This is a genomic window from Celerinatantimonas sediminis, assembly GCF_046054195.1.
Taxonomy (GTDB): Bacteria; Pseudomonadota; Gammaproteobacteria; order Enterobacterales; family Celerinatantimonadaceae; genus Celerinatantimonas.
Map to the genome: position 1 here is coordinate 19,706 of NZ_JBEQCS010000029.1, position 10,987 is coordinate 30,692.

General features: G+C 42.9%; 9 protein-coding genes and 1 tRNA gene. All 10 read left to right on the top strand.

Annotated features, from left to right (window positions below):
* Positions 1 to 353: 353 nt before the first annotated feature.
* Positions 354 to 1,301 (top strand): bile acid:sodium symporter family protein, encoded by a 948-nt coding sequence (locus tag ABTQ23_RS20400; RefSeq protein ID WP_408617610.1) that lies wholly within the window; start codon positions 354 to 356, stop codon positions 1,299 to 1,301.
* Between the two features lie 389 nt (positions 1,302 to 1,690).
* Complete coding sequence (locus tag ABTQ23_RS20405) at positions 1,691 to 2,653, top strand: ABC transporter substrate-binding protein (protein WP_408617611.1); 963 nt, start codon at positions 1,691 to 1,693, stop codon at positions 2,651 to 2,653.
* A gap of 103 nt (positions 2,654 to 2,756) precedes the next feature.
* Positions 2,757 to 3,503 (top strand): ABC transporter permease, encoded by a 747-nt coding sequence (locus ABTQ23_RS20410; RefSeq protein ID WP_408617618.1) that lies wholly within the window; start codon positions 2,757 to 2,759, stop codon positions 3,501 to 3,503.
* Positions 3,500 to 4,285, top strand: a complete 786-nt coding sequence (locus tag ABTQ23_RS20415) for an ABC transporter ATP-binding protein (protein ID WP_408617612.1) — start codon at positions 3,500 to 3,502, stop codon at positions 4,283 to 4,285. The genes ABTQ23_RS20410 and ABTQ23_RS20415 overlap by 4 nt, the downstream gene beginning before the upstream one ends.
* Positions 4,286 to 4,467: 182 nt before the next feature.
* Positions 4,468 to 5,550 carry a recombinase RecA gene (gene recA, locus ABTQ23_RS20420; RefSeq protein WP_408617613.1) on the top strand — a complete coding sequence of 361 codons (1,083 nt, stop codon included), beginning with the start codon at positions 4,468 to 4,470 and terminating at the stop codon, positions 5,548 to 5,550.
* Between the two features lie 66 nt (positions 5,551 to 5,616).
* Positions 5,617 to 6,066, top strand: a complete 450-nt coding sequence (locus ABTQ23_RS20425) for a regulatory protein RecX (RefSeq protein WP_408617614.1) — start codon at positions 5,617 to 5,619, stop codon at positions 6,064 to 6,066.
* 245 nt (positions 6,067 to 6,311) lie between these two features.
* On the top strand, positions 6,312 to 8,927 hold the full coding sequence (gene alaS / locus ABTQ23_RS20430; RefSeq protein ID WP_408617615.1) for an alanine--tRNA ligase: 2,616 nt from the start codon (positions 6,312 to 6,314) through the stop codon (positions 8,925 to 8,927).
* 31 nt (positions 8,928 to 8,958) lie between these two features.
* Positions 8,959 to 10,197 carry an aspartate kinase gene (locus tag ABTQ23_RS20435; RefSeq protein WP_408617616.1) on the top strand — a complete coding sequence of 413 codons (1,239 nt, stop codon included), beginning with the start codon at positions 8,959 to 8,961 and terminating at the stop codon, positions 10,195 to 10,197.
* A 102-nt stretch (positions 10,198 to 10,299) separates the two neighbouring features.
* Positions 10,300 to 10,491, top strand: coding sequence for a carbon storage regulator CsrA (gene csrA, locus ABTQ23_RS20440; RefSeq protein WP_131913677.1), 192 nt, complete (start codon positions 10,300 to 10,302; stop codon positions 10,489 to 10,491).
* 307 nt (positions 10,492 to 10,798) lie between these two features.
* Positions 10,799 to 10,891 (top strand) — tRNA-Ser (locus ABTQ23_RS20445).
* Positions 10,892 to 10,987: the final 96 nt, after the last annotated feature.

Sequence of the window (10,987 nt, forward strand, 5' to 3'; positions counted from 1 at the left end):
AGGTTAAGACGAATATAGAAATTGTTCACAGAACAATTGTGTGACTGAGCTGCTTATCATAACAGACTCTGGAGGCGGGAAAAATTGAGCATTATAAGTTTAACGAACGTTGCTTAAGAACAGCGGTGACAGTTGTTAAATGAAATGTTATGGAAATGTTTTAATAGCGTTTTGTTCTAGATTTGTTACGGTTTAAAAGATTAAGAGTAGCTATAATCTATTTTTGCGATTTAATATTTTTTATTGCTCTGTTTTTTCGTGTTGGCGGTTAAATATAGTCAATTATTGCTGTAATGTTGGATTGTTTAGCTGTTTATAATAAATCAAATATCATCATAATTGAGTCGTGAGCCATGTTAAAAAAGATTATTCAGTTATTTCCATTGTGGGCCATATTGTTATCGGTATTAGCTTTTAACCAACCGCAATTATTTACGCCGTTAAAAGGCCAGATTGTGCCGTTGTTAACCATCATTATGCTATCAATGGGATTGACTCTACGAGGACGAGATTTCTTAAATGTCGCCCATAGTAAACGCGCCATTATCACTGGTCTCATTCTACAGTTTACGGTCATGCCGCTTAGTGCCGTGTTGATTAGTTATGTGCTTGGTTTTGATACTAATTTGACCGTTGGTATGGTGTTGGTCGGCAGTGTTGCTGGTGGTACTTCTTCTAATGTCATGTGCTATTTGGCTAAAGGCGATGTTGCGCTGTCGATTACCATGACGGCCATTTCGACTCTGATTGGTGTAGTGATGACCCCGCTATTGGTTGAACTTCTAGCTGGCCATAGCGTTGATGTTCCAATGTGGAGCATGATTATCAGCTTGGTCAAAATTGTGCTAGTCCCTGTGATTTTAGGGATCTTAATTAATACCTACTGCCATCGGTTGGTTACGAAAATTGAGCCAGTATTACCCCTGATCTCAATGGTTGTGATTATCATGATTATTGCAATTGTCGTGGCATTGAATCAGTCAAAACTAACCTTGATTGGACCAATGGTGGCTGTCGCCGTGATTTTACACAACGGTATTGGTATGAGCGCTGGCTACTGGGTATGTCGTGCATTGCGCTTTAACGAAACCGTTTGTCGCACGGTTGCTTTTGAAGTCGGGCTGCAAAACTCTGGATTGGCGACGGCTCTGGCGATGAAATTCTTTAGTGCAACTTCGGCGGTTCCTGGAACATTGTTCTCTGTTTGGCATAACATTTCAGGTTCTTGCATGGCGGGATTTTGGTCAAAACGTTCTGTCAAAGACGAGTCTTCAAGCTCCCAAGCAAAAGCTGTTCAATAACTCTTTAACTGATGAAAAGCTAAACGGTTTATTACCATCGTTTAGCTTTTCATTGATGAGCTGATTGTTACTTTCATGTTGTATAGGCAATTGAAAGAACAGCCATGAATTATCAAAAACTCATTGAATTTTAAGCACTATAGTTGCGCATTGAACAAATATTGTGCGTCAATTTGGTGCCTTATAATGTCGCTTTTCACCAAAATCATGCAACGAAGCGGATTAAATTATCGATATCAGTCTGTTTTTACCATGTTTATTTTAGATTATTAGCGATATATCGACCTGTATATACAATTTAGCCAAGCCCGTGTTTTTTGGCATGTTTACTGCTTTGATATTCAAACCAAGGTTCATATTATGCTTCCCTCTACAAGGAATTAGATGTTATGGCTCATATAAAAAAACAATTAAAACTAGCAGGATGCGCATTAGCGCTGCTCGGTGGATTATCTTATACAGCTCAGGCTAGTGCCAATACAGCCGTTGCAATTGGTATTTCCGGGTGGACTGGGTTTGGACCATTAGTTCTTGCTGATAAGGCTGGTATCTTTAAGAAAAACGGTGTGGATGCGGATATTAAAATGATCCCTCAAAAAGACCGTTTATTATCAATCGCTTCAGGTTCTTTGCAATGCGCTGCAACCACTATTGAAACGTATATTCCTTGGAACTTACGCGTTCATCTTAAACAGATTGTCATGCTGGATAAATCATACGGCGCTGATGGGATTGCAACACGTAGCGATATCAAAAGCTTTAAAGATTTAAAAGGTAAAACCGTTGGTGTTGATGCCAAAGGGACTACCTCATATTTCACTCTTGCTTGGATGTTGACTAAAAACGGCATGACAATGAAAGATGTGCAGATTAACACCATGTCACCAAGTGCTGCGGCGCAGGCGTTTGTAGCAGGACAAAATGATGCGGCCGTGACTTATGAGCCATATCTGTCACAGATCCGTAAAGACCCTAAAGCAGGTCATATTTTGGCAACAACTTTACAGTACCCAATGGTTATGGACTCTTTGGGATGCCAGAGCGATTGGCTTAAAGAGCACCCTAAAGCTGCCAAAGCGTTGGTTAAAAGTTACTTTGATGCTCTGAAAATGATCCAAGACCAACCGAAAAAGTCGTATGCAATTATGGGCTCAGTTGTGAAACAAACCGGTCCTGAATTTGCAGCGTCTGCTAAATATCTTCGTTGGCAGAATAAGGCCGATAACCGCCAATTCTTCCATGGCGTATTGCAGAACTTTAGCAAACAAGCCGGTAAAATCATGTTAGAAGAAGGTATCGTGCCAAAACTTCCTAAAATAGAGGACATTTACGATGGCCAGTTCGTTCAGTAACAACGCCGAACTTTCTGTTTCTCAATCAACATCGTCCGAGGTCAAAATTAAAGATTCATCAGCTAAAAAGCAGTGGTTTCGGCCACTGCAACCTGTTCATCCCATGTGGCGGATTATTCTTGGGATAAGTTTCTTTATTCTGTTTTTCGCTTTGTGGTCATTGGTGACTTTAAGCGGCATGGTTTCTTCTACCTTCTTGGCTGATCCGTTCACCATGTTTGAAGAAGGGGTTGAACTCTTTACTCAGTACAATTTTGCTCATGATGTATGGGTGACTATTGCGCGAGTATTTGGCGGCTTTATTTTGTCAGCAATTATCGGGGTTCCTCTTGGGATCATGATGGGCTCATTTAAGGCAATTGAAGCGCTATTAGAACCATTTGTTTCCTTTTGTCGTTATCTACCAGCCTCGGCATTTATTCCACTGCTGATTTTATGGGCCGGTGTCGGTGAAATGCAAAAAGTGCTGATTATTTTTATCGGTTCTTTTTTCCAAATCACTTTAATGGTTGCTGTGAGTGTTAGCAGTTGCCGTAAAGATTTAATCGAAGCGGCGTATACACTGGGGTCATCTCGTGCCAGTGTCGTTAAACGAGTGATTATTCCTCATAGTGCAGTTGATATCGCTGAAGCTTTACGCTTGGTACTTGGCTGGTCATGGACTTACGTGATTGTTGCCGAGTTAATTGGGGCGCAAAGCGGGATTGGCCATATGATTGTCGATAGTCAGTCACTGCTTAATACTGGTCAAATTATTTTCGGGATTATTACCATTGGGGTTATTGGGCTTGTTAGCGATCTATTGTTTAAGCGAGCAAACCGTAAACTATTTGCCTGGAGTTATTCATGAGTTCACCACTTGTTGCAATTGAGCAAGTCTCAAAGATATTTCAAAGTCCAGGACAAAGTGCTGTACAAGCTTTAACACCCATTGATTTTTCGATTCATGAAAACGATTTTGTCACGGTACTGGGGCCATCAGGGTGTGGTAAATCGACCTTATTGCGCATTGTTGCAGGGTTAGATGATCCGACCGGCGGACAGGTATCACTTAATCGCCAGCCTATTTCAGGGCCGGGTGCTGAGCGAGGAATGGTTTTTCAAAGTTACACCTTGTTCCCTTGGTTAACCGTTGCTGAAAATATCTGCTATGGGTTAGTTGAAAAAGGTTTATCAAAAGCGCAGCAGCAGGAAATTTGTCAGTATTATCTTAATAAAGTTGGCTTAAAAGATTTTGCTGAGCATTATCCTAAACAGCTTTCAGGTGGGATGCAGCAACGTACAGCCATTGCTCGTGCGCTGGCAAATTCACCGAAAATTTTACTGATGGATGAGCCTTTTGGCGCGTTGGATAACCAAACTAGAGTGATGATGCAGGAGTTATTACTAGGGATTTGGGAGCAGGAAAAAACCACCGTCATGTTTGTTACTCACGATATTGATGAAGCTATTTTTATGGCGAATCGGGTGGCCTTATTTAGTGCACGCCCTGGGCGAATCAAAACAGAAATTGCTGTTGATTTCCCTCATCCTCGTGATTATACGCTCAAGACTTCACCTGAATTTATGACATTAAAATCTCAGATTACCGAACAAATTCGCCAAGAAATGATGGATGCATTTGCCGCCTAATCAGTTATTTTTAAAAGATTAATAACAATGCCAATAGGGCCCCATCAACGGGGCTCTATTTATTTGGCCCTGCCATCGGCGACGGTTAATGTTATGATGATTAAAATTGCCACTTGATACTGTATGTATAACCAGTATACTTAATAACAGTTAAGCCAAATATTAGCTTTGATGAGGATCGAATGGATCAAAACAAACAGAAGGCTCTGGCTGCCGCGCTAGGTCAAATTGAAAAACAGTTTGGTAAAGGTTCTATTATGCGCTTGGGCGATGGTGCCGCAGCGATGATGGATATTGAATCGGTTTCAACCGGTTCATTGGGACTGGATATCGCATTGGGTATTGGTGGCTTGCCGTATGGCCGTGTTGTTGAGATTTATGGTCCTGAATCATCTGGTAAAACAACATTAACGCTATCGGTCATTGCTGAAGCGCAGAAGCAGGGAAAAACCTGTGCGTTTATCGATGCTGAACATGCCCTTGATCCTATTTACGCTCGTAAATTAGGTGTGAATGTTGATGATTTACTGGTTTCTCAGCCAGACACTGGGGAACAAGCTCTTGAAATTTGTGACATGTTAGTGCGCTCTGGTGCTGTTAACGTTGTCGTTGTTGACTCCGTTGCTGCTTTGACGCCAAAAGCCGAAATTGAAGGTGACATGGGCGATAGCCATGTCGGTTTGCAAGCTCGGTTAATGTCTCAAGCACTGCGTAAATTGACCGGTAATATTAAACAGTCCAATTGTTTAGCTATTTTCATTAACCAGATCCGAATGAAAATTGGGGTTATGTTTGGTAACCCAGAAACCACAACTGGTGGGAACGCTCTGAAATTCTACTCATCTGTGCGCTTAGATATCCGTCGTATTGGTGCGGTTAAAGATGGGGATGAAGTCGTAGGTAACGAAACCCGAGTGAAAGTAGTTAAAAACAAAGTTTCACCACCATTTCGTCAGGCTGAGTTCCAAATCATGTATGGCGGTGGCATTAACCGCTTAGGTGAGCTGATTGATTTAGGCGTGAAAGAAAAATTAGTGGAAAAAGCTGGCGCTTGGTTTAGTTACAATGGCGTTAAAATTGGCCAAGGTAAGGCGAATGCTTGTAAGTATTTAACCGAGCATCCACAAGCCGCTGAAGAAATTGAAGCAAAACTGCGTGATTTATTATTGGGTAAATCTGGTCTAGAACCAGAACAGCTAAAAGCGGAAAAAGCTGAAAAAGAGCAAGAAGAAACAGCAGTACAGGAATCTTCTAGCGAAAAATAGCTTTGTAAATAAAGCTTAAAAAAGGGCCTTATTGGCCCTTTTTCGATCTAGCGCAAAGGAGTAAGAATGAAGCCAAGAGCACCATTATCTGCGCAAGGCGCAATGGTTGAGTTATTATCTCGGCGAAGTTATAGCCGCGCGCAGCTCTCAAATAAACTTCAAGACAAAGGCTATTCGTCAACGGATATCCAGCAGGCTCTAGATAAAGCGCAAACTGAGGGCTGGATTGATGATTATGAGTATGCTTTAAGCCTGACTCGCTCTCGCATTCAAAGTGGTTATGGAGCCGCTTATATTCGCCAGTATCTTATCGGTAAAGGGATTAGCAGTGACATTGCCCAAGATGTTATTGGTGATGAGCAGTGGGATTGGTGGCAGGCGATAGAGCGAGCTTTTGAAAAAAAATATCATGCGGTTCCAGATGATTTTAAGCAAAAGCAGCGTTGCCAATCTTATTTATATCGACGCGGCTTTAGTGGCTCTTTAATCCGTGATTGGTTGGACTCTCTCTTATAACCTGTTGAGCAGCGGTTAGGATCTTGTTGAATCACGCTTAAGGGCTATTTAATTATTCATGTAGGGCGGTGCATATCTTTCTATGAAACTGCGTGCATGCTATATTGTGCCTCATTTACTCATTCACCTTTGCGGGGGGATGACGAGTAGTATTTGCTGAAAATTATCACGAGCCCTAAGGCAAGTTAGGCAGATGCTAATAACTCACTCTGACCAGCAGTATTGCAAGAATCAGGACTTTATCAATGAAAATGACTTCCGCTGAAATTCGGACGGCGTTTCTGGAGTACTACCAACAACGTGGTCACCAGATTGTTCCGAGCAGCTCGTTGGTGCCACATAATGACCCAACGCTGCTATTTACCAATGCCGGGATGAACCAATTTAAAGATATCTTTTTGGGATTGGAAAAACGTAATTATTCCCGAGCGGTAACCGCACAACGATGCGTTCGAGCGGGTGGTAAACATAATGACCTCGACAATGTCGGTTATACCGCGCGTCACCATACTTTCTTTGAAATGATGGGTAACTTCAGTTTCGGAGATTATTTTAAACGTGATGCGATTCATTTTGCCTGGGGATTTTTAACTGGGGTTTTAGAGCTGCCGAAGGAAAAACTACTTGTCACGGTATATGCCGAAGATGATGAAGCCTTTGGGATCTGGAATGAAGAGATAGGATTACCAGCAGAAAAAATTATCCGTATTGGTGACAATAAAGGCGAACGCTACGCATCGGATAACTTCTGGCAGATGGGCGATACCGGTCCTTGTGGTCCAAGTAGTGAAATCTTTTATGACCACGGTGAAGAAGTAGCCGGAGGACCTCCTGGATCTCCTGAAGAAGACGGCGATCGTTTCATTGAAATTTGGAACTTAGTCTTCATGCAGTTTAACCGTCAGAGCAATGGCGATTTGCAGCCGTTACCAAAACCATCTGTTGATACCGGGATGGGGTTGGAGAGAATGGCGGCGATTATGCAGGGCGTTCATTCAAACTATGAAATTGATATTTTCCAAGACTTGATTAGCTCAGCTGCTAAAGTGATTGGAACCACCGATCTTGCTTCGAAATCATTGTGCGTCATTGCGGATCATATCCGTTCATGCAGTTTCCTCATTGTTGACGGCGTTATGCCATCGAATGAAGGCCGTGGTTATGTATTGCGCCGTATTATTCGTCGTGCAGTTCGTCATGGTAATAAACTGGGCTGTCGGGAAGTATTCTTCTATAAACTAGTGGGTGATTTGGTTCGGATTATGGGCCAAGCCTATCCAGAAATTAAATCACAAAAGGCCATCATCGAAAAAGTATTGCGCCTAGAAGAAGAACAGTTTGCCAAAACTCTTGACCGTGGTTTGCAGATCTTAGATGAAGCATTAAGTGAGTTACAAACCAAGGTAATTCCAGGTGATGTGGTCTTTAAACTGTATGACACTTATGGCTTCCCTGATGATTTAACCGCTGACGTAGCTCGTGAAAGAGGCTTTAGTGTTGATCACGATGGCTTTGCCGCGGCAATGAAAAAACAGCGTCAGCAAGCAAAACAAGCCAGTCAATTCCGTGTTGATTACAGCAAAAGTTTACAGATCAACGAAAAGAGCGAATTCATTGGTTATCAGCAACTAGAAAGCGATGCGAAGGTCGTTGCACTGTTTGTTGATGGTAATGCTGTCAGCAGTGCTCAAGGCGAATGTTTAGTCGTTTTGGATAAAACACCTTTCTATGCTGAATCTGGTGGTCAGGCGGGTGATACTGGCTCAATGAGCTTTGACAATGGTCAGTTAAGCGTTGGTGATACCACCAAAGTTGGTGATGCGATTGTGCACCACGCGTTAGTCGCTGAAGGCGAACTTAGCGTTGGAATGAGTGTTCATGCGAGCGTTGATTCGCGTAAACGTCAGGCAACTGCTCTGAACCATTCAGTGACCCACTTGCTCCACGCTGCATTGCGTCAAATCTTGGGCGATCACGTTGCGCAAAAAGGTTCGCTAGTTGAATCCCAGCGCCTACGCTTTGACTTCTCTCATCTTGAAGCCATTGAAGAGCAGACTCTTGAAGAGATTGAACATCTAGTTAACGCTAATATTCGCGCTAATCTACCTGTTTCTACCACTATCATGGGGCTTGAAGATGCTAAACAAGCCGGTGCAATGGCGCTGTTTGGTGAGAAATACGGTGATGAAGTTCGCGTTGTGAAAATGGGTGAGTTTTCTACCGAATTATGCGGTGGAACACATGTTCATAATACCGGTGAAATTGGCCTGTTTAAAATTATCCATGAAACAGGTATTGCCGCGGGCGTGCGTCGTATTGAGGCAACCACTGGGCAGTTTGCGCTTGATTATGTGCAGAAAATGCAGCAACAACTAAGCGCTGCAGCCGGTGAGCTTAAAGGTGATTTGTTTAGCGTCGCGCAGCGTATTTTACAGCATCAAGAACATACGCGTTCTTTAGAGAAAGAACTCTCGCAGCTAAAAGATAAATTAGCCGCTCAAGTGGGGGCTAACATTGTTGATCAAGTTGAAATAATCAATGGTGTGAAGGTCCTAATTGCAGATTTAGCTGGGGTTGAAGCAAAATCACTGCGTACGACTTTGGATGACCTTAAAGTTAAACTTAATAGTGCTGTGATTGTGTTGGGTACCGCATCTGACGATAAAGTGAATTTAATCGCAGGTGTCACCAAAGATCTGACCGCAAAAGTTAAAGCTGGTGATTTGGTTAATGTCGCAGCTGCTGTGGTTGGTGGCCGTGGGGGTGGTCGTCCTGATATGGCTCAAGCCGGTGGTTCTGACCCTAAACAGCTCCCACAGGCCTTAGCAGCAGCTAAAGCTTGGTTAGCTGAAAACCTTTAAGTTGATAATTGCTCACGAATAAGGATTAACTGTGGCTCTTTTAGTACAAAAATATGGTGGCACATCAGTTGGCTCTCTTGAGCGGATTGAAGCTGTTGCACAGCGAGTGAAACGCCATCGAGATAACGGTGATGACATTGTTGTGGTTGTCTCTGCAATGTCTGGTGAAACCAACCGTTTGCTGGCGATGGCAGATGAGCTCGATGAAAATGCCTGCGCTCGCGAAAAGGACGTACTTGTCTCAACTGGAGAGCAGGTGACGATTGCTTTGCTTTCGATTGCGCTGCAAAAGATTGGCTGTGATGCGGTCTCGATGACGGGCGATCAGTTGCGCATGCACACTGATGATGCGCATGGCAAGGCTCGCATCACCCAAGTCGATGATTCGAAACTTCGTGAGCAATTAGATAAAGGTAACGTTGTTGTGGTTGCAGGTTTTCAGGGCCGAGCTCCTGATAATAGCATCACCACCTTAGGTCGTGGAGGTAGTGATACGACAGCCGTTGCGATTGCAGCTGCTGTCAAAGCTGATGAATGTCAGATATACACGGATGTGGATGGTGTGTATACGACCGATCCACGCGTTGAACCCAGAGCTCGCCGATTAGATAGCATCACTTTTGAAGAGATGCTGGAAATGGCCAGTTTAGGTGCAAAAGTCTTGCAAATTCGCTCTGTTGAATTTGCTGGTAAATATAATGTTCCATTGCGAGTACTTTCTTCATTTGAAGAAAATAGTACCGGAACGTTAATTAGTTATGAGAGGAAGCGAATGGAATCAGCAATTATTTCTGGTATTGCTTTTATGCGCGATACTGCCAGCCTGACAGTTTTAGGGGTTCCAGATAAACCAGCAATCGCTGCGACGATTCTTGAACCTATTGGGCAGGCTCATATTGATGTCGATATGATTGTTCAAAACAGTATGGGTGATGGTACTGCTGATTTTACCTTTACGTTGAATCGTAATGACTATGCAAAAGCAAAAGAACTGCTGGAACTCACAGCAAAAAATCTTGGTGCTGGCGTCGTTCATGGGAACGATCGTATCGCTAAGTTGTCTATAGTGGGTGTTGGAATGATGAACCACCCTGGGGTGGCCAGAACGATGTTTGATACGCTTGGTCAAGAAGGGATTAATATGGAACTCATTTCTACATCTGAGATAAAAGTCTCAGTCATTATTGATGAGAAATACTTAGAACTGGGTGTTCGAGCACTGCATCGGGCATTCGGGTTAGAAAATGTAGCCAAAGAAGAGAATATCTAGCTATTACGATATTGGATTATCTATATAGAGTCTATCTCGCAAAAAGCTTTATGATAGTACCATCTGTTTTAGGCGAATTTTTCAGGATTTAAGGAGCAACGAATGCTTATTTTAACTCGTCGAGTAGGGGAAACTCTCATGATTGGTGACGATGTCACCGTCACTGTTTTGGGTGTCAAAGGTAACCAGATTCGTGTTGGTGTAAATGCTCCAAAAGAAGTTTCTGTCCATCGTGAAGAGATTTACATGCGGATCCAGGCCGAAAAAAAGGCCAGTCAAGCCGCGAATAGCTAAACAGAAAGATTTTAGCTTCCGGCTCTAAACGGAATAAAAATTTGGAAGCTTCGGCTTCCTTTTCATTTTTAAGGCCAGAGATTTTTCTCTGGCCTTTTGAATAAGAACTAGAAATAATTTTTTGAGTGGGTTGACGAGCAATTTTTATTGCTGTAATGCGCTTTATAATGGTCTTACCGAAGGCAATATTTTGCCTCATAATGGATGAGCTGTGATCAAACTGGTTGTTTGCTAACCGAACGATCAGGATTTATTAAAAAAAGTTTGACTATATTTTTTAAGGCAGTAATATCTGCACCCGAATCGCGGTGAGGTGGCCGAGAGGCTGAAGGCGCTCCCCTGCTAAGGGAGTATAGGGTTTATAGCCCTATCGAGGGTTCGAATCCCTCCCTCACCGCCATCATTTAGTGGTATAATTGTTTCAACGCGTGTGTAGCTCAGCTGGATAGAGTACCTGGCTACGAACCAGGCGGTCGGAGGTTCGAATCCTTCCACA

What these genes read in the sequence shown, in the direction of transcription:
- ABTQ23_RS20400 (WP_408617610.1), top strand. Translation starts at nt 354, where the DNA reads ATGTTAAAAAAGATTATTCAGTTATTTCCATTGTGGGCCATATTGTTA.
- ABTQ23_RS20405 (WP_408617611.1), top strand. Translation starts at nt 1,691, where the DNA reads ATGGCTCATATAAAAAAACAATTAAAACTAGCAGGATGCGCATTAGCG.
- ABTQ23_RS20410 (WP_408617618.1), top strand. Translation starts at nt 2,757, where the DNA reads ATGTGGCGGATTATTCTTGGGATAAGTTTCTTTATTCTGTTTTTCGCT.
- ABTQ23_RS20415 (WP_408617612.1), top strand. Translation starts at nt 3,500, where the DNA reads ATGAGTTCACCACTTGTTGCAATTGAGCAAGTCTCAAAGATATTTCAA.
- recA (WP_408617613.1), top strand. Translation starts at nt 4,468, where the DNA reads ATGGATCAAAACAAACAGAAGGCTCTGGCTGCCGCGCTAGGTCAAATT.
- ABTQ23_RS20425 (WP_408617614.1), top strand. Translation starts at nt 5,617, where the DNA reads ATGAAGCCAAGAGCACCATTATCTGCGCAAGGCGCAATGGTTGAGTTA.
- alaS (WP_408617615.1), top strand. Translation starts at nt 6,312, where the DNA reads ATGAAAATGACTTCCGCTGAAATTCGGACGGCGTTTCTGGAGTACTAC.
- csrA (WP_131913677.1), top strand. Translation starts at nt 10,300, where the DNA reads ATGCTTATTTTAACTCGTCGAGTAGGGGAAACTCTCATGATTGGTGAC.